This is a genomic window from Nonomuraea maritima (assembly GCF_900100395.1).
Classification (GTDB): Bacteria; Actinomycetota; Actinomycetes; order Streptosporangiales; family Streptosporangiaceae; genus Nonomuraea; species Nonomuraea maritima.
The window spans coordinates 11,079-36,674 of record NZ_FNFB01000028.1; the positions used below are offsets into that span (position 1 = coordinate 11,079).

General features: G+C 67.6%; 30 protein-coding genes. 4 read left to right on the forward strand and 26 right to left on the reverse strand.

The genetic code is table 11. The features are described from left to right. Nucleotides 1–2: 2 nt before the first annotated feature. The 20 genes from BLR04_RS31110 to BLR04_RS31205 form a co-directional block, all read right to left on the reverse strand. Nucleotides 3–1,481 carry a phage tail protein gene (locus BLR04_RS31110; RefSeq protein ID WP_090772007.1) on the reverse strand — a complete coding sequence of 493 codons (1,479 nt, stop codon included), beginning with the start codon at nucleotides 1,479–1,481 and terminating at the stop codon, nucleotides 3–5. Next, the gene (locus BLR04_RS31115; RefSeq protein WP_090772009.1) at nucleotides 1,478–2,992 is read right to left on the reverse strand and encodes a fibronectin type III domain-containing protein; all 1,515 of its coding nucleotides are present in this window, start codon (nucleotides 2,990–2,992) and stop codon (nucleotides 1,478–1,480) included. Before BLR04_RS31115 ends, BLR04_RS31110 begins: the two co-directional genes overlap by 4 nt. 19 nt (nucleotides 2,993–3,011) lie before the next feature. Continuing rightward, complete coding sequence (locus BLR04_RS31120; protein ID WP_090772010.1) at nucleotides 3,012–4,151, reverse strand: hypothetical protein; 1,140 nt, start codon at nucleotides 4,149–4,151, stop codon at nucleotides 3,012–3,014. Between the two features lie 15 nt (nucleotides 4,152–4,166). Beyond that, entirely contained in the window at nucleotides 4,167–5,048 is an 882-nt protein-coding gene (locus BLR04_RS31125) for a hypothetical protein (protein ID WP_245740743.1), read from the reverse strand. A gap of 1 nt (nucleotide 5,049) precedes the next feature. Beyond that, nucleotides 5,050–7,290, reverse strand: coding sequence for a phage tail protein (locus tag BLR04_RS31130; RefSeq protein WP_090772012.1), 2,241 nt, complete (start codon nucleotides 7,288–7,290; stop codon nucleotides 5,050–5,052). 271 nt (nucleotides 7,291–7,561) lie between these two features. After that, a complete protein-coding gene (locus BLR04_RS40975; RefSeq protein WP_176903372.1) occupies nucleotides 7,562–8,068 on the reverse strand; it encodes a DUF7426 family protein in 507 nt (168 codons plus the stop codon). Further along, on the reverse strand, nucleotides 8,068–8,541 hold the full coding sequence (locus BLR04_RS31145; RefSeq protein WP_090772016.1) for a phage tail tube protein: 474 nt from the start codon (nucleotides 8,539–8,541) through the stop codon (nucleotides 8,068–8,070). Before BLR04_RS31145 ends, BLR04_RS40975 begins: the two co-directional genes overlap by 1 nt. 75 nt (nucleotides 8,542–8,616) lie before the next feature. After that, on the reverse strand, nucleotides 8,617–9,069 hold the full coding sequence (locus BLR04_RS31150; RefSeq protein WP_090772018.1) for a minor capsid protein: 453 nt from the start codon (nucleotides 9,067–9,069) through the stop codon (nucleotides 8,617–8,619). Continuing rightward, nucleotides 9,066–9,476 carry a hypothetical protein gene (locus BLR04_RS31155; RefSeq protein WP_218129239.1) on the reverse strand — a complete coding sequence of 137 codons (411 nt, stop codon included), beginning with the start codon at nucleotides 9,474–9,476 and terminating at the stop codon, nucleotides 9,066–9,068. Before BLR04_RS31155 ends, BLR04_RS31150 begins: the two co-directional genes overlap by 4 nt. Beyond that, nucleotides 9,467–9,775 (reverse strand): hypothetical protein, encoded by a 309-nt coding sequence (locus BLR04_RS31160; RefSeq protein ID WP_090772020.1) that lies wholly within the window; start codon nucleotides 9,773–9,775, stop codon nucleotides 9,467–9,469. Before BLR04_RS31160 ends, BLR04_RS31155 begins: the two co-directional genes overlap by 10 nt. 4 nt (nucleotides 9,776–9,779) lie before the next feature. Then, nucleotides 9,780–10,175, reverse strand: a complete 396-nt coding sequence (locus BLR04_RS31165; protein WP_090772022.1) for a hypothetical protein — start codon at nucleotides 10,173–10,175, stop codon at nucleotides 9,780–9,782. A gap of 8 nt (nucleotides 10,176–10,183) precedes the next feature. After that, nucleotides 10,184–10,510 (reverse strand): hypothetical protein, encoded by a 327-nt coding sequence (locus BLR04_RS31170; protein ID WP_090772024.1) that lies wholly within the window; start codon nucleotides 10,508–10,510, stop codon nucleotides 10,184–10,186. A gap of 12 nt (nucleotides 10,511–10,522) precedes the next feature. Next, entirely contained in the window at nucleotides 10,523–11,470 is a 948-nt protein-coding gene (locus BLR04_RS31175; RefSeq protein WP_090772026.1) for a phage major capsid protein, read from the reverse strand. Between the two features lie 40 nt (nucleotides 11,471–11,510). Then, nucleotides 11,511–12,386, reverse strand: a complete 876-nt coding sequence (locus BLR04_RS31180) for a hypothetical protein (RefSeq protein ID WP_090772028.1) — start codon at nucleotides 12,384–12,386, stop codon at nucleotides 11,511–11,513. Between the two features lie 67 nt (nucleotides 12,387–12,453). Continuing rightward, nucleotides 12,454–12,627, reverse strand: coding sequence for a hypothetical protein (locus tag BLR04_RS40980; RefSeq protein ID WP_176903373.1), 174 nt, complete (start codon nucleotides 12,625–12,627; stop codon nucleotides 12,454–12,456). Beyond that, the gene (locus BLR04_RS31185) at nucleotides 12,624–14,498 is read right to left on the reverse strand and encodes a phage minor capsid protein (RefSeq protein WP_090772030.1); all 1,875 of its coding nucleotides are present in this window, start codon (nucleotides 14,496–14,498) and stop codon (nucleotides 12,624–12,626) included. The genes BLR04_RS40980 and BLR04_RS31185 overlap by 4 nt, the downstream gene beginning before the upstream one ends. Next, nucleotides 14,495–16,063, reverse strand: a complete 1,569-nt coding sequence (locus tag BLR04_RS31190) for a phage portal protein (RefSeq protein WP_090772032.1) — start codon at nucleotides 16,061–16,063, stop codon at nucleotides 14,495–14,497. Before BLR04_RS31190 ends, BLR04_RS31185 begins: the two co-directional genes overlap by 4 nt. Nucleotides 16,064–16,108: 45 nt before the next feature. Further along, nucleotides 16,109–16,405: a hypothetical protein gene (locus BLR04_RS31195; RefSeq protein ID WP_143022281.1), complete on the reverse strand. Its 297-nt coding sequence runs from the start codon at nucleotides 16,403–16,405 to the stop codon at nucleotides 16,109–16,111. 9 nt (nucleotides 16,406–16,414) lie between these two features. Continuing rightward, entirely contained in the window at nucleotides 16,415–18,466 is a 2,052-nt protein-coding gene (locus BLR04_RS31200; protein WP_090772036.1) for a LamG-like jellyroll fold domain-containing protein, read from the reverse strand. Next, entirely contained in the window at nucleotides 18,467–18,943 is a 477-nt protein-coding gene (locus BLR04_RS31205) for a hypothetical protein (RefSeq protein WP_176903374.1), read from the reverse strand. A gap of 281 nt (nucleotides 18,944–19,224) precedes the next feature. Between BLR04_RS31205 and BLR04_RS31210 the strand changes: the two genes are divergently transcribed. Continuing rightward, complete coding sequence (locus BLR04_RS31210) at nucleotides 19,225–19,668, forward strand: hypothetical protein (protein ID WP_143022282.1); 444 nt, start codon at nucleotides 19,225–19,227, stop codon at nucleotides 19,666–19,668. 47 nt (nucleotides 19,669–19,715) lie between these two features. On the opposite strand, the gene BLR04_RS31215 is transcribed toward BLR04_RS31210, so the two are convergent. Genes BLR04_RS31215 through BLR04_RS31235 form a run of 5 tightly spaced genes read right to left on the reverse strand, consistent with a single transcriptional unit; the run spans nucleotide 19,716 to nucleotide 22,836 of the window. Then, nucleotides 19,716–21,002: a PBSX family phage terminase large subunit gene (locus BLR04_RS31215; RefSeq protein ID WP_245740744.1), complete on the reverse strand. Its 1,287-nt coding sequence runs from the start codon at nucleotides 21,000–21,002 to the stop codon at nucleotides 19,716–19,718. After that, a complete protein-coding gene (locus BLR04_RS31220) occupies nucleotides 20,999–21,493 on the reverse strand; it encodes a hypothetical protein (protein WP_143022283.1) in 495 nt (164 codons plus the stop codon). The genes BLR04_RS31215 and BLR04_RS31220 overlap by 4 nt, the downstream gene beginning before the upstream one ends. 27 nt (nucleotides 21,494–21,520) lie before the next feature. Next, nucleotides 21,521–22,282, reverse strand: coding sequence for a ParB N-terminal domain-containing protein (locus tag BLR04_RS31225; RefSeq protein ID WP_090772042.1), 762 nt, complete (start codon nucleotides 22,280–22,282; stop codon nucleotides 21,521–21,523). An 18-nt stretch (nucleotides 22,283–22,300) separates the two neighbouring features. Next, nucleotides 22,301–22,540 (reverse strand): hypothetical protein, encoded by a 240-nt coding sequence (locus BLR04_RS31230; RefSeq protein ID WP_090772043.1) that lies wholly within the window; start codon nucleotides 22,538–22,540, stop codon nucleotides 22,301–22,303. Next, nucleotides 22,540–22,836 carry a hypothetical protein gene (locus BLR04_RS31235; RefSeq protein ID WP_090772045.1) on the reverse strand — a complete coding sequence of 99 codons (297 nt, stop codon included), beginning with the start codon at nucleotides 22,834–22,836 and terminating at the stop codon, nucleotides 22,540–22,542. Before BLR04_RS31235 ends, BLR04_RS31230 begins: the two co-directional genes overlap by 1 nt. A 161-nt stretch (nucleotides 22,837–22,997) precedes the next feature. Here BLR04_RS31235 and BLR04_RS31240 point away from each other — a divergent pair, with 161 nt between their 5' ends. Both BLR04_RS31240 and BLR04_RS40025 read left to right on the forward strand, forming a co-directional pair. Beyond that, the gene (locus BLR04_RS31240) at nucleotides 22,998–23,258 is read left to right on the forward strand and encodes a PadR family transcriptional regulator (RefSeq protein ID WP_245740751.1); all 261 of its coding nucleotides are present in this window, start codon (nucleotides 22,998–23,000) and stop codon (nucleotides 23,256–23,258) included. After that, a complete protein-coding gene (locus BLR04_RS40025; RefSeq protein ID WP_143022284.1) occupies nucleotides 23,255–24,118 on the forward strand; it encodes a hypothetical protein in 864 nt (287 codons plus the stop codon). Before BLR04_RS31240 ends, BLR04_RS40025 begins: the two co-directional genes overlap by 4 nt. Before the next feature lie 5 nt (nucleotides 24,119–24,123). On the opposite strand, the gene BLR04_RS31250 is transcribed toward BLR04_RS40025, so the two are convergent. Next, entirely contained in the window at nucleotides 24,124–24,912 is a 789-nt protein-coding gene (locus BLR04_RS31250) for a DNA adenine methylase (RefSeq protein WP_090772051.1), read from the reverse strand. 57 nt (nucleotides 24,913–24,969) lie between these two features. Here BLR04_RS31250 and BLR04_RS31255 point away from each other — a divergent pair, with 57 nt between their 5' ends. Continuing rightward, the gene (locus tag BLR04_RS31255; RefSeq protein WP_143022285.1) at nucleotides 24,970–25,257 is read left to right on the forward strand and encodes a hypothetical protein; all 288 of its coding nucleotides are present in this window, start codon (nucleotides 24,970–24,972) and stop codon (nucleotides 25,255–25,257) included. The last annotated feature ends 339 nt before the right edge of the window (nucleotides 25,258–25,596 follow it).

Below are 25,596 nucleotides of genomic sequence, written 5' to 3' on the forward strand. Positions count from 1 at the left end.
AGTTACTCCTTGGTCGTGTAGTAGCGGTACGGGCCTGTGCCTCGTACTGCCACCTCGTCGCGTCGGGGCTCGACCAGGACGGGCGGCACGTCCTTACGGATCGCCTTAACCAGCCACCCCACTTCCTGCTCCGGCTCGCCGTGCACGGTGAACCTGCCACCCTGCGGCTTGGTAGCTGAGCAAGCGGAGGCCGTCGTCCCGACCGGGGTGACGAGAACTGTGCATCCCTCGACGTGCGTAAGCGTCTCGAAGTAGCTGGGCAGTTCAACATCGGCGTTGCCGTCCTCGTCGAGAGTGACGCTGCCCCAGTACTCGACGCCGTTGTGCGGGCTCTCCGTGGTCGCATGGATCAGCCAGCGATCACGGTCCATAGGATGCGGGATGATGAACGTCTTCAGCTGAGATCCGTTGTAACGCCACTCGCCATGCAGAGTGCCGCCGGAGCCATTCATCTCCGCCGACGCGAGGGAGTTGCCTATCTGGGCGCTGTCCGTGAACAGACGGACAAAACCGCCCGTTAGTCCAGACACATGGTCCACGGTCCAGAGATCCACCGCGGCGCCGGCGATAAAGCCGTTGCCCTGCCAAACGTTGTCCCGTGTGGTCCAAGTCCCGGACATGAGCCGGATCGTCCCTGTCGGGTCGCCCGAGTAGGTTCCCGTGGAGGAAATCTCGGCGAAGTTGTTTCCCGTCTCGGGATAGAAGCGGATCGTTTGGCTCAGCCCCGGAGTTGAGTCGATCACGATGCGGGTTCCGCTGAAGGCAGTGGATAGCGCCCCAACAAGCGACACGTCGCCGGATGAACTAATCTGCATGGTCTGCTGAGAGGCCGAGTTGAATGCCTTCAGCCCTGTACTGTCCAACTGGACCCGGGCCCCGGCCGTGCTGCCAGCGACGATCCGGGTGGACAGTGTCAGGGTCGCTGCCAGCTTGCCCGCTGTGATGGAGCCGGCCGCGAGCTTGTCGGTCGTCACCGCGTTCGCTTGCAGATGACCGGCGTTGATCGCGTTGGCTTGGATGAGGCTGCCCGTGACCGTGTTGGCGATCACAGCGTCGGCGGCGTTTACGGTGCCGCTGACGATGTTCGCCCCGCTGATGACCTTCCCGATAAGGTCGGTGTTGACGAGCGGCTGAGTGGCCACCGTGACGCGCCCAGACTGGCCAGACTCGTTGCCCGACCGGTCAAGCGCAGTCAGCCAGATCTCTCGATTCTCGCCGTACGACTGACCACCGATGACCACCGTCTCGGCGACGCTCATCGCGTCGACCATGGACTCGCTGCCCGGCTGGTCGGGGTCGGCCAGCCACACTCGGACGTGGTCCAGGTCCGAGGGCATGGCGGTGCCGTCAGCCGACAGTCCGTCCCATCCGACGTGGATCATGCCGAGGCGGGTCGTCACCGAAGGCGTCGACGGCACCGAGGGAGGCGTCGTGTCGTCCGGGATAACCAGAATCGCCTGGTCAGAGAACGGACCCCTCATGAGGTGACCGCCCGCACCTTGAACGCGTACTCGATGCCGACCCGCAGCGGCGAGTACGTCGCCGTGGTGTCTGCGCCGTCGACCACGGCGATCTGCCGCCAGTAGTCGCCCGGCCGGTTCTCCCGCGCGTACAGCTCGTAGCTGGAGACGTCGACCGCGACACCGTTGACGTCGGTGACGACCGGCGACCAGGTCGCGGTGATCTGCCCCTGCGGGTACCCCTGGTCGTCGATGTACGCGTCGCCGTTGACCACCAAACCCTGAGGCGCGGCCGGCTCGCGGCCGCCCGGCTCCGGCGCGGGCGTCCCGCCCGTACCGCCCGAGCCGACGCCGCCTGCGAGGATCCCGGCCGCCTGCCTGGCGAGCCTCAGCTCACGCTCCAGAAAGCGGTCGTTCAAGACGATGTTGCCGCCTACCCGCCCGTCCTTGTCGACTGAGAGCGTGATCTGACGGACGCGCAGGGCCTGCATCTGGCCGCCCTCGCCCGGCGCCGCGATGAAGTCGCCCGGCCGGTAGTGCGCGAACGGAAGGAACCGCGCGGCCTCGAACCGGAGACCTCGCGTAAGCTGCGCACGCTCACGGCTCGCCCGCTCCAGCGCGTTCTGGCCGAGCAGCTGCGCGGTTCCGGTGTCGCTGACGCCGCCCTGCGACTGGCTGGTCTCCCACCGGCCCCACGGAGCGACTGCGCTGGGGTTGTTGACCTCGACGGCCAGGCCCTTCTCTCCCCTGACGAGGATCGCCGTCGCGAAGTCCTCCAGGGTCGCGCTGTCGGGCGCCTCATCGATGTCGCGGCCGAACCGGAGCTCGACCGGGCTGCCCCCGCTCGCGTTCTGGCGGCCCAGGACGGTGCCCTCACGGAAGACGCGCAGCGTGCGGCCGCTCATCGTCCAGTCGAGCACGCCTTGCTCGGCAAGGTTGATCAACAAGGTGAGCAGATCGACGCCGGGCTCCACCTCCAGCGTGAGTAGCTTGTCGCCGTCCCACAACTGGCCAGCGCTGTCGCTCGTGGTGTCGAAGTCGATTTCCAGGCCGCGCCGAGGCAGCGCCGGCGACAGCGCGCCGCGGGCCTTACCCTCCTGCACGAGCGTGCGCAGCAGCGCGCCCGGCGTGACTGCCGAGAACACGCGCTTCCCCTCCGACATGACCCCGCCCGGATACATGACCAGCTTGCGGAGCTGCCACGACCAGGCCGGACACTCGTACGTGCTCGTCCGGGTCTGGTCGGTCGAGTCCCCGTCGCGCTTGATCCGCAGGAACCGGGCCCCGTCCGGCTCCACCCATGCCCCGCCGTCAACGGCGTACTCGAGCGCGACCTCGACCGGCTGCGCCAGCCACTCCGCCCCGACACCATCGGCCGGGTAGTTGAACCGCAGCGATGGCACGTCGTTGAGCGGCATGCCGACCTCGACGTCGAGAGGGTGGGGCAGCGTGCCGAGACGGTCGCCGCCCGGCTCGTACGCCACCAGCCGGAGCGCGAACCGCTGCGGGTCGCCGGGCACGATGACCTGCACGAGGTCCTCCTCGATGTCGTTACGGGCGCGCGGACAACGCGGCGATCTGCCGCGCCACCCGCACTTGGTACTCGTCACGCCGGTCAGCCAGGATCAGGTTCCCCGCGACGGCGCCCTGCGCCGACCGCGTCAGCGTGATCTGCCTGACTCGCATCCGCGCCGGCTGTCCGCCGTCTCCAGGCGCGACGATCAGGTCTCCCGGCTGGTAGTCGCGCAAGGGGAGATGCGTGGCCACGCTCATGTTGATCTCGCGGGTGCGTTGCACGCTCTCCTGCGAGCCGCGCAACACCACCGCTGTGCCGATGGTGTTGGCGCTGGCCGTCGAGGTGATACCGACCTCGCGCACACCGGCCTCCCACCGGCCCCACGGCATGGGGACACCGCCTTGGATGACCTCCTGTCGGATGTTGTTGTCGCCCACGACGTACGCGGCCGACGCCATGTCCTCCAGCGTGGCCAGGTCCGGAGCGGCCGTCACATCGCGGCCGGCCCGCAACGCGACCGGGGAGGGTCCGATGGTCAGATCCCGCGCCAGGGTCGTGCCCTGCACGTACGCGCTGAGCTGACGCGGGCCTGTCATCCGGAAGTCGATCAGCCCGTAGTCGACGAGGCGCATCAGCACCGACAACAGGTCCGTGCCGAGCGGGATGCCCATCCCTATGACGGCCCCCCACGCCGCCGCTGACGAGTCCTGCGACGCGTTGAAATTCCAGCCCAAGCTGGAAAGTGCGCCGCGGCTCTGCGCCTCGGTCATTAGCGTGTGGAGGATCAACCCCGCTGTGGCCGTGAACGAGAACACGCGGTTGCCGTTGATCGGCTCCACGCCCGACGCGGCGTAGGTGACCGCTTTCTGCAGCGTCCACAGGTAGCTCGGGCAGGTGTACTCCCACGTGGCCGACTGGTCGAGCTGGTCGCCTTCGCGCCGCAGCAGAAGGAATCGTGCCTCGGGGTACTCCGTCCACGTGGTGCCGTCCGCCGACCACTGCAACCCGATCTCGCACGGCGAGGCGATCAGCTCGGCGCCGGGCGCATGCCTGCTGTAGGCGAACTTCAAGGTGGGGAGGTCGTTGAGCGGGAACGCCGCCTGGATGTAGAGCGGGTGGGAGAGCTGACCGAGACGGGCTCCGTTAGGGGCGAAGACCACGAGACGCAAGTCCATCGCCCCTCCTCAGGATCACAGGTAGGAGCGGCGGGCCCGGATTTCGAGCCGCGACGCCGAGGTGGTGCTCGTCGCTGTGCACGAGACGACCACCGCGCGGGAGAACGGGTCGCCGACCGCCATCGCCGGCGTGAGGTGGAGCCAGCGGTTCGCCGACCCCGGCCCGGACACGACCATCACGCCTGTCCTGTCCGTGCCCCCGGTGAGCTCCCACGTGTCCGTGGTGACGAGCGCGGCCCGCATCGCCTGTGCGTCGACGACGAGCCACTGCCCGGCCGAGATCGTATTCGCGCCGAACGTCGTCAGCGCGACGGTGCCGCCGCTGGCTACGTCCCTGATGGTCGGGTTGGTGGCCGGCCCGGTGACGCGGATCAGCGCATCGGTGATGGGCGCGGTGCTCCCGGCGAGCGTCGTCACCACCTGGTCGACAGTGTTGGCCGACCCTGACCAGGTGGAGAGCGTCTCGTCTCGCCAATACACACCAGGAACCTCGACGACGACCGTCAGCCGCGCGCGGGCCGCGCCGACCCAGATCTCCGGCTCGGACGCGGCTGTGATCGTCACGTCCGCGATTCGGGCGATCGGGCCCGCCTCGTAGCGCAAGCTCATGAGCCGGTTCCGGACGCCGAGTAGCGCGGTCAGGGCCTCCAGGTTGGTTTCCATCTGCGCGTACCCGCCGTCTGCCCCAGACGGGGTTGCCCCGGTCACAGCGAACGTCAGCGAGAACGACGTGGCCTCGTGATCGAGGCCGACGATCGGCAGTTCGCCGGCGCGTCCGGTGACCGAGACGCGGACCGCGCGGGCCCCCGGCAGAGGCCTGCGCTGGGTGCCTCGCTTGAGCTTCCAGCAGCCCGCGGGGTGATCCAGCGGGACACCGTCCAGCGTGTACGACGGCACGTCAGATCACCCCCAGGGCGCCCGCGAGCTGCAACCCGCGATTGACACTCACGCTCGTGGGTTCGGCCTGCGGGTAGTAGTTGGTTTGGTGGATCACGGTCCGGGCGTTGCCGAGACCGCCCACGGACATGCCGCCCGGAAGGCTCACGCCTGGAGCGGCCAGGTCCGGGATTCCGGTGCCGGCGACGATGCCCGCCATGCGCTGCGCGGCGGTGCGGACCACACCTCCGGCCCCGAGGATGCCTTGCGCGAGTCCGGCCGGGACTTCCTTACCGATCTTCATGAAGAGTCGGCTCGGCGAGTGGATGCCGAGGAAGTCGAGGACGGGACCGGGCAAGATGTCGCGCAGGAAGCCGACGATGTTGTTCTTGATCGCGTTTCCCGCCGCCACGATGCCGTTCCACAAGCCCTCCATGAGCGCTTTACCGGCGTTCATCAGGGTGGAGCCGAGGCCCGTGACCGCGTCGACGATCATGTCGAGCGCGCCACTGAAGTCGCCACGAAAAAGCCGCACGACCCCCTCGACGATCTTGATCAGGCTGGGCAGAATGTCCCCCACGATCTGAAGCAGCGGCGCGATGATCGGCTGCACAGCACCGAGAATTTCAGACAAAACGCCCACAAAGGTCGAAACCAGGGGAATCAGGCTCTTGACCAGGCTCATCATGGGCGGCAGCAGCTTCGACGTCAGCTCCACGAACGGCGGCAGCACTACCTGGATCGCCTGCGCGAGCACCTGACCGATCTGCGCTGCCAGCGGGCCCACCGCCGCAGCCAGCTCTGTGACCAGGGACGACATCTGCGGGAGAAGCGGCTGCAGGCTGGACGCCAAGGCCTCGATCACCGGCGCCAAGACGGCCGACAGATTCGTCAGCGCCATGCCCAAGGTCTGGCCCAAGATCCCGGCGAGCTGCCCAACCAGCGGCAGGAGTGGAGCCACCGCCGACAGCAGCGCAGAGATTCCCTGACCGAGCGCCAGCAGTCCCGCTTGCATTTCAGGCGATGCGAACGCCTTGCTGAGCATCTCAGCCACGAGTGTTAGCCCAGGCCCGAGCGCGGCCAGAGCCGGCCCGAGCGCAGTCACCGCGGCGGCCAACCCGGGGCCGAGCGCGACCGCGATGTTAGCGATGTGCGGGGCGATCTGCGCGACCGCGCCACCCAGGGCCTGGAAGATCGGAAACAGGGCCGACCCGACCTGCGACAAGCTCTGGAAGATCGTGACCAAGATCTGCTGACCCTGAGCCGATGCAAGGAACTGGTTCAGCTGCACAAGCAGCTGCCCGAGCACGCCAAGCGCGTTCGTGCCTCCGGTCTGCATCGCGGAGAAGATCGACTGGATGATCCCGACCAGACTGCCCACGATGGTGCCGAGCTGCTGGAACACGGCCATCGCGCCCTGCATCCAGCCGAGCGCCTGCCCGCTGGCCGCCGCCTGCGACAGGAACTCGCCGAACTTCGCGGCAGCACCAGCGATCCCTGGCACCAGGCCGGACGTGAACTGCGCGCCGACCACCGCCAGGTCACGAAAACCCGCGAGAAGCGGCTCGATCGCGGGACGCATGTCCGCGACCGCCTGCCGCAGCGACGTGAAGATCGCCGACACCGCCTGCACCGAGGCCGACGACGACGCGAACTGCGCCGCGGCCGCGCCAGCAAGACCGAACTCCCGCGCGACCCCGGACATGCCCGACTGCAGCGGACCTACCAGGGCGGCCGCCACGGCCGTGATCTGGCTGGCCAGCGGCTGGAAGAACGCGTCCTGGACACTGCTCTTGAGCCCGTCGATGGCGGGCTTGGCCGCCCGGAGCTCCTTCGCTGCCGCTTGGGCCGCAGGCGAGAGACCCGCGATCGACTTTTTGAAGGCCTCCGGGTCATCGGCCAGCGCGGCCGAGAAAGCTTCGCTGACGCCCGCCAGCGCGACCTGGAGCGTGGCCGTCGCGGCCTTGGCCAGGACCATCGCGCCCGGTAGAGCAGCGATGATGCCCGCCGCGGGGGCGAGCGCGGCCGCCAGAGCGATACCGCCCTGGGCAGCGACAGCGAGACCACCGGCCGCGACCGAGCCGGCCGACGCCACGGCGACCAGCCGCGTGCCCATCGCGGCGGCGTTCGACGCCACCGTCCCGAGGCTGGACTGGCTCTTCTTGGCCGCGTCATCAAGATCACGGTTGAATTGCTTGATCGGCGGCCCCGACCGGTTCTTGACGAGGATCGTGGCGAACAGCTCGCCGACGTTGAGGCCCATGAGCCACCTCTCGGGGTGTCGCGATCACAAGGGAGGCGAGGGGAAAGGCGGCCGAGGGATGCCAGCGGAACCGCTGGCGCTCAATGCCGTCTGCGGCGGCTCACATCGTTATCACCGGGGTCGAGCGCCCGAGCGACCCGCGTGTCAGCGGTCAGCAGGCCAACGATGCGGGCCTGCAACCACCTCCACGACCGGCGCTGCAACAGGCCGGGCTCGTCGAGGTCGATCCCGAACTCGCTGTGGAGATCAGCCTCGACGAGCCCCCATCTGCTCAGGAGCTCTTGCCAGGTGACCCGGTGGCCTTTTGCCGAGAGGCCGTCTTCCGGGTCGTACCAGTCGCGGAGCCCCGAGTCCGGGTCGACGTCGCCGCCGAGGCTGCCGTCCGAGTCGGGGCTTCCGCTTCCCCCATCGCGCTGCCGGACTCCCAGTGCTTGGCCGCAGGCTCCATGCCGGCCGCGATCCATATCAGCGCTGTCTGGCCGACGTGCAGGATCTTCGGCCACGCGACCTTGTCGGCGATCAGCTGGTCCCAGACCGGGCCAAGGATGCGCTGGTAGAGGTCCTTCTCCTGGTCGTCGTCGAGGACGACCTCGGCGAGCTGGTTCAGCCCTTCCGCGTCCACCGCCTGGCCGGAGTGAGCTGCCACGCCAGCTTGCATGAGCCGTTGGCACAGCAGGCCGACTTCGGCGGAGGGCGGCGGGATGACGTATGTCTTCCCGCCGACCGGCAGCGGCAGGGTGGGGTCGAAGAACTCGTCGAGGTCCTTGAATGACGCCATCAGGGAGTCACCAGCGGGTTCTCGATCTCCTCGGGAGCACCCTGGCCGAGCAGCGTGAACGAGAACGGCTCAAGGTCCGTGGTCTCGCCGCCCTCGGTGTAGTCGGTCACCGTGCAGGTGCCCTCGAACGCGTCGGGGGCGCCGTCCCTGCGGTACCAACGGACCTTGATGTTGGCGTTGAAGCCTACGACCCCCGCGGCCTTGCGGATCTTCTCCTGGCCGGGGTCCGGCGTGAACACCGGGTCGTCGGTGCGCTTACGGCGGCCCTCGGCCTCGATCTGCCAGGTCCGGCCAGTCACGACGGAGCTGCCGTAGCCCACCTCGTCGTCGAAGTCGCCGTCCTCCTCGGTGTTGTCATCCGAGCTGCGCTCGAACGACGTCAGGCCCTTGACCGGGGTCCAGGCCGGCTCAGTCGCGCCCGGAATGGACGTGTCCACGTCCAGCCGCCAGTCGCGCGCGAGAAGACTACGCATCTGATCTCTCCTTCAGTGCATGCGAAAGCGCCGCCCCGCTGCTGCGGGACGGCGCGATGGAAAAGGAAGGAGCTGCTAGTCGCGGTACGGCGTAGGCCAGACCGTCATCAGCTCATAGCTGTCCGGCCGCTCCCACCGGCCGGACGAGTCGCGCGCCAGTGGCGCCACGATGGTCCGCTGGATCAGCAGCACGACGACGCCCGTGGACAAGGTCAGATTCGACCGGCTGTGCAGCGCCGCGAACACCCTGTCGGCGTAGTCGCCGACGACGCGCGGGTCCGTCGACGTCCGCATGCGGACCTGCACCAGCACGGTCGAATCCGACTGGTCGACGTCGTCGCCGCCCGCGCCCGTGCCGTAGATCGTCAGCGAGATAGCTTCGTCCGGCTTGGTCGGCAGACCACCGAGCGTGATCGCACGCTGGTTCGGCTTGTACGCGCCGACCGGATCCCAATCACCGACGCCGGCGTCGGCCAGCAGCTCGGCCAGGCCGGTGAGCAGGTCGCGGGAGAACGTTTCCGGGCTCATCCGCGTAGCGCCCTCTCCAGCTGAGTGCCGATGATCTTATGGACGGTGCTGGCCTCGGCGCGGAGCGTCCGCTCCAGCCACTTGGGCTCACCCTTGATGAGGTGCTGCCAGTCCATCTCCTCGTGCTGGCGAGCCGCGTAAGCGATGTCGTAGCCCAGCGCCGCCTCAAGCCGGCCGTTGTCCACGGCAACCGCGCCCGGCCGCTCACGCGGGTCACCCGACTTCTCCAGGTGACCTTCACGCCACGGCGTACGAGGGCCCGCCTCGGTCAGGACGTGCTCGGCCGCCAGGTACAGGCCGCGCGACGCCGCCTCGTTCAGCTCGTGCTCGATGATGTCCGGCCCGAGCTTCAAGTCGAGCCGGACATCGACGTCGATCTTCACGCCAGCCTTGGCCATCAGCGGCACACCACCTCTACATGATCGGGAGTCGGCAGGCCGCCGCCGTCACGCGCGTACGACGCGATGACGGTGGTCACGCGGCCATTGACCGTGACGCGGCTGCCCTCGGGGCAGTGCACCCCGGGACGGAAGAAGATCGTCGTGTCGCTGACGGTCTCCAGGCCCTGGGCGTCGCGGACGAGCCGCCGCTCGTCGTCGACCAGGCACTGTTCCGTCACGGCGTCGTCGTAGATCACGCCGTACGCGCCCTCACCCTGGAAAGGCTCGATCGTGGCCTCATGTCGGAGCAGCCAGTCAGGAAGCATGCGATCACCACGCAGCCACGTCGAACGCGTACCCAGGCAGCAAGCCCGCGGTGTGCAGGATGCGGCCCGCGTCCGGTGCGTGCCGGGCAGGAGCAGACTCCCCCGAGCCGGCCCGCGACAGCCGCACCGACCCGATCGAGATGTCCTTGAACGCCGCGGCGACACCGTACGGATCGCCGGTCGCGAGCATCCAAGCGGCCTGCGCGCAGGTCGCCCGCGTGATCGCGTCACGCTCGCGCGGGTCGGTCGGCATCTCCTGGTCGTCGGTGTCGTACACCGCGCCGATGAGCAGCTCGTCGATCCGTTCGCTGGCCCTGGCAAGGGACGCATCGATGCCCTCGGGGGCGGGCTTACCCGTGAAGGCCGCGTAGTCTGCGGCCGTCGCGTACACCACCACCACGGGCCTCCTCAGTTGTCGGTGTCGTCCTGGCCGAACTCCTCGATGAGCGCGGCCTTCGACAGGGCCTTGGCGTCCTTCTCGGCCATGCCGCGAAAGACCGCGTACGCGACCCAGATGGACTTGTTCGCGCTCTCAGGAGGAGGGCCAGGCGGAAGACCAGGAGGCGGGCCGGCCGGGGCCTGCTCGGTGGCAGGCCCCGGCGCGGACGGAGTGGCCGGAGCGGCCGGTTCATCGGGACAAGAAACGATCGTCCACTGCGGGTAGCACTCGATGATCCGGTTACGCTCCGGCTGCTCGACCGTCAGCCCGGTGTTCCGGTTGTGGTAGACCCACATTCCGGACACTCCTTACGCCTTGGTCTTGGTCGTGCCGCTGGTGAGGACCACGGCGCGGTTCTCGTCGAGCGTCTTCACGCCGTACAGGCAGTCGATGCTGACGATGTCTTGCTTCTTCGAGATGTCGTAGTCCATGACCACGCGCAACCCGAAACCCTTGTAGGACTCGACGTGGGCGTTCGCGGCGCCCTGCGGAAGCACGAGCGGCCTCGTGACCAAGGCGAACGCCGTCCGGTGGAAGGCCACGCCGATCTCGTGGTCCGGGAGCTCTGTACCTGCCGGGTCGGTGGGCAGGAACTCGGGCTCCTTGATGTTCTGGGTCTGGTAGCTATCGAATCCGAAGACCCTGCGACCCAGGTTGGCCTCGCGCAGGCCCTCGGTATCCCCTCGGGCATCAGCGCGGTTGAACAGGTCGTCGCTCAGCCAGAGCGCCTCCTGCTCGGGACCGACCACGATGTAGCGGTCGGTGCTGGGGACGTTGGCCTGGTTCAGGACGCGGCGCGCGGCGATGGCCGTACGCGGGTTCGCGTACCGGAACGCCTCGGTGGTGTCGGTGTTGAGGCCGACCTGCCGGTGCATGACGTCGGCCCGCAGGCTGAGGATGTCGCGGTCGATCTTCTGGGCGATCGCCTCGGTCGCCGGGGCGAGCAGCTGGGCGTTGAAGTCGACGATGTCGAGCGTCAGCTCCTCGCTGCTCACAGCGAAGGAGACGTCGGCGAAACGGTCGAGAGTGATCGGGATCTTGCCCTCGACGGCGTTCTGGATCTCGATGCCGGTCTCCCGGTCGAAGTCCTTCGCCTCGAACTTCGCGGGCTTGCGGATGGTGATCGTGTCGCCGATGCGCGACACGAACTCGTCCTCGTAGTCCCTGTAGACGAGCTGGCTCATCACCGTCGTCTCGTAGAGGTTGGCGAGAGCCTGCCGGGCGATCATGCTCGGAGTCAGAAAGGTGTTAGCCATTTCGGGCCTTTCCTAAGGATGTCAGCGGTACCGCTGGCGGTTACTGCGACGACTTCTTCGCAGTCCTCTGCTTGCGGAAGTCGTCGATGGACGGCTCGGCGTTGGGCGCACGTCCGCCAGGCCCGCCGGCGAACTCCCCTCCCGAGCGGCTGGGCGGCCCCGCCAGGGAGCCGGCCTTGAACTTGGGGTTTTCCGTCACCGCGAGCTCGATCACTTCGCCGAGCTTCTGCGCGAAGTCGTCGGCGTCGGTGTCCAGGTCGCGGACCTTCTTCAGGAAGGACCGGGAGTCGAGCAGGGCGTCCGGGTCTGCGCCGAGCTTCAGGCCCTGCCGGTGCACGGCAAGCTCCATCAGCGCGCGGCGGTGCCGGTCCCGCTCCTCGTCCCGCTCCTTCGCGGTCGAGTCCCGCTCACCGGTGAGCTGCTCGATGATCTGCTCCGGCGTGAGTTCCTTCTGCTCCTCACCGATGAGCCCGAGCGCCTTGCCGATCTGCTTGGCCAGGTCGGACTGGACCTGCTGAGTGATCTCCTCAGCGGACGGCCCCTTCGCCTTGGCGGCCTCGTCGGCGGCCTTCTGCGCGTCCCGCAGCTGGTTGCGGAACTCCGCAGCCTCGGTGCGGGTCTCCCGGATGAGCTTCTGCGCCCACGACGGAAGCTGCTCCACCTTGATGGCGTCCGGGTTGACCTGCTCCTCCCGCTGCCGGGAGTTGAGCGGGTCGGGGGTGGTGCTCTGCTGCTGGTCGGGCTGCGTGACCCCGGCCTCAGGACCACCGCTGTTCTGCGGTTCGCCCTGCGGCTGGCCTTCGCCCCCTCCCTCTCCCTCGGGCGCGCCACCGGCGATCAGCCGGATCGGCTTGCCGGACTTGCGGTAGCCGATGATCGCGCCAGGCGTCGTCGGCAGCATCGAGTGATCGAACATTGGCCCTCCCGGAGCCGGACATGAGAAAGGCCCGCGCCAGGCGGGCCTACAGGCGGACAGGACTCGGTCAGCTCCCGGCTGACTGGGTCCTGCGGTAGATACGCACCCACAGGAAGGCGAGCGCACGCTGTCGCGCGTCCCCCGCGGGGTTGTACGGGCATTCGGTGACCGGTCGGCGGGTCAGCGCCGCCCACCGCGCCGTGGTGACGGCCGCCCTGTGGTCGAGTTCGGAAAGCGTCACCTGCGGTCCTCCCTGGTCCGCCGCGCCGCTCTCTTGTCGGAGTCGCGGCCAAGGGCCTGCGCACGGAACTCGGTCAGCGTCATCCGCGGGTGCTGTTCCCACCAGGCCTTCAGCTCGTCGCTGGCCCACTTCATCGCACGGGCGGCCGGCCCGGACAGAAGCGACCGGCCGTCGACGCCCTGGCGGCGACCCTCAGCGGTGACCAGCACGCCGCGCGTGTACCGCTCCGCCGCGACGTAATGGATCTCCAGCCACTCGTCGTACAGGCGGCGAACCACCTGGTCGAGGGTTTCGCCCGGCAGCCGCTGCGACTCGACGTGCGCGCGTGCCTCCTCCCGCCGCATCACCTCCGGGTCCAAGCCGTACACGATCGCGTACGCCTCCAATGGGTCCGTGCCGGAGTCGAGCAGCTCGGCCACCGCGCGGTCCTCGGCCGTCTCCTCCACGTCGTAGCGCCAGTTCGGGTTCTGCTCGCGGCGGTCCAGCTCGGCCAGCAGCCGCTCCAGCGCCACGTCATCCCCGGCCGCCGAGAAGCGCTGCACGAGCTCCAGAATCTGCTCTTCGGTGACCTGCGAGTAGTCCTCCGGCAGTTCCCGCAACGCCGAGGTGACCTGCTCGTCCCGATCGCGTTCCCGCTCCTGGTCGCGTTCCTCCAGGACCTGCGTGATCCGTTTGACGGCCGGCTCGTCGTCGGCGTGCTGACCGAGCAGCGCCGCCAGCTCCTCGTCCGAGCGGGTCTCCAGGCTGCGCGGCAGCACCTTGGCCTTCTGCCGATCGGTACGGACCGGAAGCCGCTTGTCCTCGGCCAGCTCGTGGATCTGGTTGGTCAGCCTGTTGGCTCGCACCTCGGCCCGGTCCCGGTCCGTCTTGTCCAGAGCCACCGACGCCTGGCGGCGCGCGGCCCGCAGGTCGCGCTCCGTGCGGCGCATCTTCTGCATGTCGCGGTAGCCCGCCGGGTGGCGCTGCACCGGAGGCCGCTTGGTGGCTCCCGGCAGATACGCCCGCAGGTTGTGCCCGCATCCCGGATGCATGAGGCCTGCCGTGCGGGCCTGCTCGACGGTGCCCTCCACGAGCACGTCGACCATCTCATCGGAGACGTACGACAGTTCCTGCCGCCACCCGATGCTGCCCGCCTGGGTGAGGATCTTCCCCTCCCAGAAGTCACACCGTTCGCACGTGAACGGCAGACGGCTCACGATCACCAGGTCGACGCCGTTCTCCTGCAGCGTGGACAGGTGCCCGTCGACGGCCGCCCGGGACATCGCGGTGCGCACGGCCATCTCGGTGTAGGAGCCCATCGACCAGGACCGGCCGGACGAGTCCGTGAATCCGGCGATGCCCTTGCGGGCGAACATGTCGAGCGCCCGCTTCGTCGCCTGCTCGCGCGTCTCCGCGCCCGCCAGCGCCCGGCCGGCCACCTGCGCGATCACCTGGGAGTACACGTCCTCCGTGGTGCGCAGCGCCCCTATGTGAACGCTATGCACGCGCTGCACCGTCTGCCTGGCCAGCTCGATCACGCCTTGGCCCTGACCGATGCCCTTCGCGTTTCCGAGGTGGGATAGGTCCGTCATCGCGCGCTTCACGCCGCGGCGCCACGCTGTGTTCACGCCGGTCGTGACGAGCTTGTCCGACAGCCGTTCCAGCCGCGCAACCACGCGGTCGGCCTGGCGTCTCAGCTCGCGAATCTCAGCGAACCGAACGCCCTCCCACTCGGGTTCGCCCAGCCTCGCCGCCAGCGACTCCGACACGATGCGCAGCAGCTCCCGCTCCGCGTCGTAGTAGACGGCCGCCACCGCGCGGGCGTGATCGAGGCTGTTCTCGAACTGCTGCAGCTCCTGCTGCGCGAGGGCCTCGGCCGCCGCGGTGCTCACTCCTGCTCATCCAGTTCGGGGATCAGAACATCGTCGAGCCGGTCCGGGTCGGGCACCGTCAGGCCGAGCTCGTCACGGAGCGCCTTGACTTCCTTCGTGACCTGGTGGTCGTCCCACTCGGGGTGGACCATGCGGACCTTGGCATCCAGGCTCATGGCCTGGGCGCGGTTGAGCAGCTCGACGGTCCGGCCCAGCCCCTCCGGGTCCGGGATGACGCCGTCCGGCCAGTGCACCTCGCCCCGCTCGGCCGACACCTTCGTACCGAACACGCCGTGGTCCACGCTCATCAGCGCCTCGGCCAGCCACATCAGGGACGGATTCCAGTAGCCCGTCTTCCTGCCGCGAGTGCTGAACGACTTCCGCTCGCGAGAGTGGATCTCCGTCGCGGTCAGCTGCCGGCCGGTGCCGTCCGACTCGCCGAAGGACTGCGCGCTGTATCCGGCGCCTCGCAAGATCTGACCGACCAAGGCCTTGGCCGACTCGACGTGCTCGGCCACGCGGATGTCGAACTGGCTGATCGTCAGCATCGCGTTCGGCGCGGCCCCGGGCGGCGGCAGCATGCCGAGGCCGGAGTAGATCTCCTTGTCCGGGTCCCAGCTCGCGCCCTTGCCGCGGCCGTGGTTTTCGAGGAAGAGGTCGGGGACGATCACGCGGCCCTTGGCGAGCCGGATGTCCCGCATGAGGCTGGTCCACACCTCGTCGAGGCTGTCCATCAGGTGCTCAACGCCCTGATAGTCGGACCGGCCCAGGCTGGTCCCCCGGATCAGGCGGTGCGGCCGCATGTTGGGCACGTACGTGACCAGCAGACCCTTGGAGTAGTAGGTGTCGAACCCGCCGTCCTCGTCGATCTTGTCGGCGTAGATCGCCGTCTCGGGGTGCTCGGTCAGCGGGATGGGCTTGCCCAGCTTGTCGCTGGTGCCCTCGTAAAGCCCGTGGTAGACCCGGCCGCGCTCGTGGCGTTCAAGATGCCGGATCACGCACTTGTCGTTCTCCGACAGCACCCGCCAGAACGTGACCGCGAAGAGCGCGCCGTACCGGAACTCTGGGATCGCCGCGTCCGGAGGCAGCACCGACAGGACGGGATGGTCGTACATCTCCGTGTCCCAGCCGACCCGCAGAAACACCCCGCCGTACGCGCTGGACACCTCGGCAGCCTCCAGCAGCGACCCATAGATGCCCGCCTCATGCATGAGGCTGTCGAGCCGCTTCTGGCCGTTCTTTCCCTTCACCCGCAAGGTCGGGGGCTCACTGAACAACAGGTCTGCCGACGTCGACGAGATGTCTCCTGCGATCGGGACGTGCAGCTTCGTGCTGCGCACCTGCCCGGCCGGCGTCGCCGATCCCCAAAACCAGCGGCTGACGCGGTTGAGAGCCCCGGTCACGCCCTTCTGCGGCCGGTCCCAGCCCTTCGGGTCCATACCGATCCCATGGACCTGGTTCGCGCCGTACACGCTGGCCAACCGGTCGGGATCTCCGGCGTACCAGGCCTCCCACTGTCGATAGAGCCGCAGCTCACGCGTGATGTGCGGCGGCGGCCACTCCTGATCCTGCACCGGCAGCGGCATCGCTCTTACGCCTCTCTTCTGTTGTCAGTCGCCGGACAGGCGGGCCTACACGACGTCGATGAGCCCCGCGGGCAGTACCGGCTGCTCGACCGGCGCGGTCACACGGACCCACGCCTGGTAGCTGCCATCCGGCCGTGAGACCGTGCCGCCAGGGCCGAACAGGATGAGCGCCGTCGCACCGGCCTCCGTGACGGAACCCGCCTTCCATTCGGCGGGGTGCCAGTCGTTCTCGGCAGGCTCGACGCCCGGCCCGGTGAAGGCGATCTCCACCTGCTCCACGCCGGTCGCGCCATGAACGAAGAACGGCAGCCACTCGCGGGAAAGCGACGAGATCGTTTTCACCACGCCTCCTTAGGTGTGCGTTGCGGACCAGGTGCCGCGGGGCGGGTCAACGTCCCAGCTGCGCCGCGACAGGTCAGCGCTCCATGTACGGCTGGCCGATTCCACGATCCAGCGGCGCCGCAGCACGTCGGCGCTCCACGTCTCGCCAGGCCCTTCCACGCCGGTAAAAGGGCCTCCGCGATAGAGCAGCGGGACGATCGGCAGCGCCTGGTCCAGCTCGTCGACCAGGACGACGAAGCCAGTGCCGAAACGGCCCGCCAGGCTGATCTCCGACGCCGGCCTGAGGCGCACCTGCTTGACGCGGTTCAGCACGACGGCCGAACTCATATCCGCCGCAACGCCAAGAAGCCGCTGATGGACAGGCCGCGACGCCCTGACGACGTCCGCGGTGGTGGCCATGCCGACATGGCGGATCTTCGTCCCGGTCACCGGGAGCGCGATGCTGCTCTCGACGAGCGTCCGGATGATCGGGCCCAGCGAGGCGGCAAGTTGCTGAGCTTCGCTGAACTCGATGCCGCGGCCGAGCGTGAGCGCGTGCGCGCCGGCCGCGTCCGCAGGGTTCCCAGCTTCTGCGGCTTGTCCCACGGAGCGGCGCTTCTGCCTGCCGAGCATGTCCGAAGCGTCAGCCTCAGTCGCCGTGCTGAGCCGACGAGCCCGCAGCACCCGAGCCCCGAGCACCGTCTCGGCGGACGACACGGGCCTGACCATGCGGAGCTTGCGCGCGCTGATCGGCTGCGCCGTGCTCGACTCCGTAACGCGGTCGATAGGTTCAGCGATCTGCGAGAACGCCGACCCGAGCTTGACGTCGGAGATAGCGATGTCGTCGATGTAGGTCGCGCAGGCCGAATCTCTGCGGAGGTGAAACTCGACGGTGCTCGGCTTTACGCCACCCCATGCGACGTTTGCGATCGCGTAGTGGTCGTGGACGGCCGAGTCGGCTGAGAAGTACATCCACTGCTCGAGAGTGCCGACGCCGGATGTGCCCAGGTCGAATCTCCACTCGAACCGAACCCATTGCTCAAATGGTGCCCTGCTCGTCCCAGTGTTGATGTACTCGACGTCGGAGCCGGCATCCCACACCCCGACGCGGCCGGTGTTGAACATCCACGCTTTGAAGAGGACCCCGGAGGGTCCAAGCGCCGCGAACATCGGGACCGTGCCCGCGGGCGTCCCGTCCCGGTAAATGTACATTCGGGCGCAGAAAGTGTTCCCGGGCTGGGTGACGTTCTCCCAATCGAGGTGCGGGTCGCCTGCTCCGATGATCGCATTGCTGGCGGTCTTGCCGCCGTCTCGGTGTGGGATCCAGCTGCTATAGAACGGCTGGCCGACGATTTTGTGGAAGGCATTCCCGGCGTTGCCGCCAGAGTTCGCGAGGGTGATCGCGGTTCCGTCAGCAACGTTGACATCGAAGTTGTTGGACAGCCGGACAGGCGCAGACTGGAAGGGAACAGGGTCGGTATCAGTCGAGGCTCCGCTGCCTCCCGACAGGGTGAGGCCGTTGCCGGAGTTGTCAGTCGTCGACGGCCCACTGAACCTGTAGTAGGCGCGCAGATTGGTCGTTCGCACAGGAAGGAACTGGCTGGCCTCGGCCTCCAGCTGCGTCTGCGTCAGGGCGGCGCTCCACCATTTGAGTCCGGCGATGGACCCGTTGAGCCACTCCCCGCCATAGACAGAGTCTCCGATGCGGAAGTTCGTGTGCGTCGTGTTACCCGCGCCGTTGCTCCAAGTGGCGATGCTGTACGCCGTCTCGTTGGCTGCCCTGGACACCATCGTCCCGGACGAGCCATTGACCGAGATGGCGATGAAGTACCAGACGCCTACTGTCATCGCGCGCGTGGCCAAAGGAGTGACGCTGGACTGGAAAAAGCCCATCGTCGTGCCATCGTTGTCGGTCTGGAGCAGGTTGTAATTGCCGATGCTGCTGTCGATGCACCACGCGCTGCTGTAGTTGTTTCGGTCGGCGGAGAGTTTCACCCAGCACGTCACCGACCATGCACCTTGCGTGGAGAGATTGACGACACGAAGGTAGTCCTCGCCAGCGGCGTCGAACCGGACCGCCATCTACTGCGCCCGGAAGAAGCCCGATGCGGCGATCTGCGCGACCACGTCGGTCCCATCGGGAGTGATCGCGAAGTCGTGGCAGGTGAGAGGCACGATCTGCGAGTCGGTGGAGGACGCGGACGGCCGGTAGCAGATGACCAGCTTGGCCCACGCTCCGCTCGCCGCGAGGACCTGCGTCCACGTCTGGTCGGGGATGTCGACGTTGACGAGGTCGTTGGTGTTGTCGACGACGGCCGGGCTGAGGTCCGCCGCGACGAGCACCTTGCGCGCGTAGCCGTTGCCGGTGGGAACCTCGTTGGTGGTGCCCGACAGCACGTCGAACAGCGTCGCCTTGTCCTTCAGGTCGGCGTCGGACTCGATGCCGGCCGCGGCCAGGGCGACCACGAGCAGCGCGCACCCGGACGGGTCGTTGGCGCGGACGCGGTTGTGCAGCTCAGTGATGCGGCCCAGCGCGATGTTGAACGTGAAGTCGGCCACGAGGCTCTCCCAGGTCAGGGATGGTCAGGTCCTGGGTGCGGCCCAGGCCCCGCGCTGCCCCTCAACAGCAGGGGGCCGGGGCCGCACCGGTGTGCTCGACGCGCGCACGGGGAAGCCGCGCGGAGCACAACGCACCTCCGGGCGGCCAGGCCGCCACAACCGGCCGCGTGTCTGGGGTGCGCGTCTAGGCAGGTCGGTTTTGCCGTACCGGCAAAAATTTTTGGCTGTTCGGCATGCGGCGCCGACTATGGAGCGAGACCTGCGTTCCTTTAGCGGAAAGGATGGATCCCATGGTCAACCGGCATCACACCGAAGCACCTGGCAGCATCAGCATGGGCGGCACGGCCAGCCTCTTGACTCTGACCGAGAAGTCCGGCATCGGCGCCGTGACAGGCGCCATCGACGGTGCCGCCTACGGCGAGCCCACCAGCGACCTGAAGCAAGTCGGCGACGGCAGGGTCGAGTACACGATGCTCCACGTCTTCCTCGACAAGGACGGCTCCATGCTGCGCACGCGGGACAATGCCGTCCTGCACACGCCTACAGGGGACGGCCACAGCACCCTGGAGGTGGAGTACACCGTGGTCGAGGCCACGGGGAAATTCACGGGGTACGGCGGCACCTTCAGGAGCCGCGGCTGGGTCAGCATGCCGGAAGGCGAACGCGCGTTCGACCAGCATACCGTCGGCGTCGTCCGCTTCGAGGGGGAGATCCGCCGCGGCTGACCACGTCGATGCCGCCCACCTAGGGCAGTGCACGTGTCGATCTGGAGCTAGTACATGGGGACGGGTTCGAGGAGGCGAATCCACGCCGCTTGCGTAGTGTGGACGGCGTACCGGAGGGCGTCCACGCTGTGGTCGTCCACCTTGACCGGGGCGTCGTCGCCCTTCTCGGCTTTCTTGTCGTCCCAGGCGTAGCCGGCCATCTCGTCGAGGAGGTAGCGGCAGCTCTCGTGCACCCGCAGGTGATCGGCTGAGATCACGTTCGAGACGGTGCGGATGCCGTCCAGCACGCTGTTGTCGGCCTGCATCGGCCGGTAGTGGTCCCGGTACAGCTGCTGGATGAAGCTGGCCGCGCTCGGGTCGACGATCAGCCACTCAGGCCTGACGCCGTGCGTGCCAGGCCCGTACGTGCCGGGGATGTTGTCCAGCCAGTCCGTCAGCCGCGCGCTGTACTCGCCGTCCGTGAGCTGCCTGCGTTCCGCGCGGGAGTCGTACCGCAGTTCGGAGGCGACGTAGATGCGGCGCTGCCCGTCCCGGTCGGGGACGCTGACGCCGAGCAGGAGCGCGGCGAACGGGTTGGTCGTGCCATAGTCGATCCCCACGGACAGCCACTTCTCCATCAGCGGCAGCGCGGTGACGACGTGCTTGTCCTCGTCGAACATGTCGTAGATCGCGCCTTCGGCCATGACCCACAGGCCGCTGATGAAGCGCTTGTACCAGAGCCCGCTGTACTCGCTCTTGAGCGCCTTGACATAGGCCGGGTCGAGGCTGTGGTTGTCGTCGAGCGAGAAGTGCCAGCTCCTGAGGTCGAGCTCGTGGGCCCGGTCGAGGAAGTCCTTCTTCAGCCAGTGCGACGGCGCGTCAGGGTTCGTGCTCCCGAACAACTTGGCGCCCGTTACGGACAGGCGGCTGAGCAGCATGTCCCAGAACGCCCGGTCGATCAGCGTGATCTCGTCAACGTACGCGCCAACCGCCGTCATGCCTCGCAGGCGGTTCTCCGCTCGGGCGTCGTTGGAGGTGACGATCTCGACGGTGCGGCCGAGAATCTTCGCGGTCGGCGCACCTCTGGTGTAGGTGATCCTTTTGGCGATCGGGCCGGTGATCGCGGGGTCCATGAGCGGCTCAAAGACGTTTCTGCCGACGGTGTCGCTCGTCTTGCCGACGACGACCAGGCTCCCACCTCGCGGCGCGTTCGCCACGAAGATCACCCAGCGAATAAGCGAGGCGATGGTTTTCCCCGACCGGATGGCCCCCTGCCAGATGTTCAGGCGGGCCGTCGACTCGGCGATGCTCTTCTCTTGCTTCGGCGACAGCTTGATCGCCATGGCCAGGCTCACGCTTCGCCCCCGGCGTCGTCGTATCCGATCTCGCCGATCACCTCGGCCTGAAGGATCACGTCCGTGTCCGGGTCGGGCACGTTGTGGCGCTGCTGCAGCTGGATCAGCATGTTGCCGAGCAGGCTGGCCATGTCGTTGTCGGCCGCGCCGTTCCGGTTGATCAGGTCCAGGCCGAGCAGGCTCGCCCGCTTGTTCACGATCTTCAGCGCGGCTTCGACGGCGTTGACCTCGCCCTTGATCACCTTCGGCCAGACCGCCGCCATCATCCGGTCGAGCCGGTTGATCTCCAGGTTCAGCAACTCCTCAGCCGCCATCGACTCCTGCTTGGCGGCCCGCTTCAACGCGGCCGTGATGTCCTTGGACACCAGCTGCGGCGACGAATAGCCGAGCCGCTGAGCGATCACCGCGTTGCTGACCCCGGCGATCCGCATCTGCAAGGCCTGGTAGCGGCGCTCATGCCGGGCCAATTTCGTCTGTGCGTCCTCAGCCATGAGGGGAGCCGCCTCCTTCCGTCAGCGTTACCGCTGGCGCTCTGCGTGCGTTCGCAGCGCTGCCACCACCACATCCGCGAGCGGCACGGCACCGTCCCGCGCGCGGATGGCCGCGATCAGGCCCGTCACCTCGTCGTGCTGCGCGGCCGTCAGCGGCACGATCAGCTCGACCAGCGCGCCCGCCTTCGGCCGAGGAGGAGGCGCGGCCGCCGCGGCGGGGCCAACGTCGCCGGCGTCGTCCTCTTCGTCCTCGTCGTCCTGGCCCTCGTCGGCCTGGTCGTCGTCGACGTCGGCCAACTCGTCCTCGTCAACGTCGCGGGCAGAGGCGGGGACCGGGGCCGGCGCGGGCCTCGGCTGGGCGGGCTCGTCCTGCACGATCTCGATCTCGTTGCCGAGGTCGTGCAGGATGTCCGCGAGGTCCTCCTCCCGCCACCCCGTGCCGTCGAGGTCGGGAAGCGACTGGAGCAGCTCGGCGAGCTTGCCGTCGTCGTACTCTCCGTACTCGGCGAGCCGGTTGTCCGCCAGCATGATCCGCTTCGCGGTCTCGTCGTCCACGTCGATGACGACGGTGGGCACGTGCTTCAGCCCGGCCTTGGTTGCGCCGCGCCAGCGGTGCTCACCAGCGATGATCCGCATCCGGGACTTCTGCGCGACGACGGACCCGTAGAAGCCGTGCTTCCGGATCGACGCCACGATCACGTCGATGTCGCCGCGGTGCGGGTTGTCCGGGTGCGGCTTCAGGTCGCGGACCGCGACCATCCGGTATTCCTGCGGCGCGATCTCCGCCATCAGCCCTCCCGCAGCAGGTCAGTATTCGGGGTGGTCGTCATCGGCTGCCACGGCATCGATCCACTGCGGCGGGGCCGGCTCGACGACCTCGACGGTCTGCTCGGTCACCCACATCGCGCGGGCGCCGATCTTCTCCGAGAAGTCGTTGAGCGACTCGGTGTCGTCGCCGGGCTGGGCCTGGTCCACGATCAGCGCGAACGGCTCCTCGTGGATGCCGCCCATCTCGATCAGCGGGAGCTGCAGGACTTGGATGCGCACTACTCGCCCGCCGCGCCCAGCTCGGAGAACCGGCGCTCGAAGATCGACGCCGCGACGGGCCAGAACTCGCCCCCGCCGTCGTGCAGGACGTAGTCGCCGAGGTACGCGCGGCGCATCCCCTCAGGCGTCTGGATGTCGACGTACTCGCCCGAGCGGCCGCGGAGCGCTGTCCGGCCGATGATGCCCTTCAGGTTCGAGTGCTTGTTGATCCAGGCCACGACCTCCGGGACCTGGCCGCCGAGGACCTTGACGGCCTCGACCAGCTCGGGCACGTGCTGGTACTCCTTGATGTCCATGCCGCCACTCCATTCTTAGCGTGCGCGTGAATTTCCGCATTAGGTGGTTCTCTACTTAGGGGGCTAGGTAGAGTAAGAGCATGCCTAAACGAGCAGGGCCGCGGATGACGCTGCCCACGCAACTTGTCCTTCGAGCCCTGCTCGAAGACCCCACAAGAGAGATGTACGGGCTGGAGATATGCGCAGCCGCCGGTCTGCCCACAGGTACTATCCACCCGATTCTCGCCCGCTTCGAAGGGCTAGGCTGGCTCACGTCACATTGGGAAGATGCCGACCCGCACGAGAAGGGTCGTCCTCGGCGCCGCTATTACAGACTCACGCCGGATGGCATAGTGCAGGCACGTGATGCCCTGGCCACGGCGCACACCCAGGTCGCCAGAATCTCTGCCGCAAGGCGTGGTCTGTTGGGCGGGACCGCATGACTGCAGACGCGAACTCCCTATACGCGATCAGGCATCGTCAGCCCAGCCTGGAGGAGGCTTGCCTGATCTTGGAGTTTATAGCCAAGGAAATAGACAACGGAATCGAGCCACTCGCCGAACATGGAGCGTATGACTGTAGAGCCGTCACCACGTGGATGAATGAGCTAGCAGCTAGCCTCGAAGAGGCGAACATCCCCTCCTATGCAGGGAACGAGGTCTTCGAGCTCTTCCACCGTTTGGAGCGTGAGCTCGACGTTCTTCACGCTGCGGTCCGCAACTCCCGACCCAACTACGAGATTGCAAGCGTTGAGGATCGTGTGCGGCTGCTCGCTTACGAACTTCACCGCGTTCTAGACCGGCATCGGTTCAGACCTGCCGTGGTTCCTTATGAGAACGTCCAGCCGGTTTCCGACAAGCCTCGCGTTGAAGTCGCGCGCCCTGCCACGCGCATGGTTAAACTCGCCCTCTTCATGCTGCCCCATGCTCACCGCGAACGCTACGACGAAGAAGCTCACAGCGAGTTGTACGACTTGGCACGAGCTAAGGCCACTGCCAGCATGCAGGTTTATCACGCCTTGCGATACGGCATCCGAATGGTGCAGCTTCGCAGCGCCTTGAAGGATCCGGCCCGACGGAGTTGGGAACCCGTTCTACAGGTTACGTGCTGGATTTTGGCGACGGAGTTTCGGACATGGCTGATCATCGGCTCAGTGACGACCGCCGCTCTGATCAACGTCGTGGCGGAACAGGGATGGGGCTCCGCTGTACTCGCAGCTCCAACCGCATGGATGTTTCACCACGGAGCACGATGGCTTCGCAAGCGCCTCGGCCTGTCATTGAAGGAGGGCGATGAGGAGTAAATGGCCTAGCGATTGATCCACACGGACTCCACGGCGTGCCTCCGCTCGTCTGAGCTGGAGGCGCGCACTCGGTAGTCGATGCGGCGCCAGTCGGAGAGCAGCTCGTCGTACAGCTCGCTGCGGTACCCGGACAGCACCACGGCTCCCTTGCAGGCGGCGAGGACCTCCAGGAGGCGGCGGTGCTCGGGCTCCAGGTCCATCTCCTTGACGTAGTGGCCAGAGCCGAACTCGTTCCGCGTGCTGCGCAGGTACGGCGGGTCGACGTACATCGCGGTCTGCGGCGAGTCCATCCGCTCGATCAGCTCGAACGCGTCCACCTGCTCGATGAACGCCTCCCGCAGCCGAGCCGCGTGCCAGCGCAGAGCCGCGGCGGCCCGCTTGGAGCCGGCCGGGTTGTTGACCCGCGTTCTCGAGGTCGGCCTGCGCCAGGAGGCGCCGGCCTCACCGCTGCGGGACTGCGTGCACTGGATCCACCAGCGGCGGGCGCGCTCCAGGTCTGACGCGGTGTTGTCGCCCAGCTTGGCGGCCTGGTGCTCGGCGCGGGCGTACGGCGTCAGCTCGATCGCGCGGATCAGCGATCGGGGCCGATCGCGCAGCGTCCTCATGAAGCAGATGAGGTCGCCGTTGATGTCGTTGATCGTCTCGATCTGGACGGGCTGCTTGGCGAAGAACACCGCGGCGCTGCCCGCGAAGGGTTCGACGTACACCTCGTGCGGCGGCAGGAGGCTGGCCAGGAACGGGCCCAGCCTGCCCTTGGCGCCGTAGTACTGGAACGGAGGGCGCAGGGCATCCAAGGCGGGCCCTCCTCGCTATGGTGACGTAGTGGACGATTCGATCAGGTGTGCGATCCGGTGAAGCCGAACCCGTACGACGATGAGGCGTATCCGGTCCCGAAGCCGCCGCTGGTCGCGTACGCACCCGCGGGGGAGTTCGATGATCGGGGCGTGTTCCTGCTGGCCTGGCGGCGGGTGGACGGCGGCCGCTGGGAGGGCCTGGTGACGTGGGTGGTCACCACGCGGTCGGGGGCCGGGGAGATGCACCGGAAGTTCGTCGAGTGGGTACCCGCCGATGACCTGCATCAGGTCCCGGCTGAGGCAATGCGCGACAGGTACAAGGGAGTGCCGAGGTTCACTCAGTGACCGGTGCGAGCGTGGGAGCGCTTCTGTCTCTTGTGTCTCGCGTCATGGTGCGTGACCTGCGGAAACGCGCGAAAGAGCGCGTAATGATCATGGTGTGCGCGATGCTGTGACCAGCGGAAACGTGCTGTCGTCTCGCCTAAGGCACCGTGTCGCGGACCTATTCCCTTACATGCGGAAGCGCTAGATAGACGCTCAGCGTTGACTACAGCGCGTCTATCTAGCGCGTTCTGGTCCGATCAAAGCGCAGCATCACCAGACACGGAGCAGCCGATACTGCTCGACATCCTCAGCGTGCCCCACCGAGACGTGGCACCCAGTGCACACCGCGCGGTCAGCCCA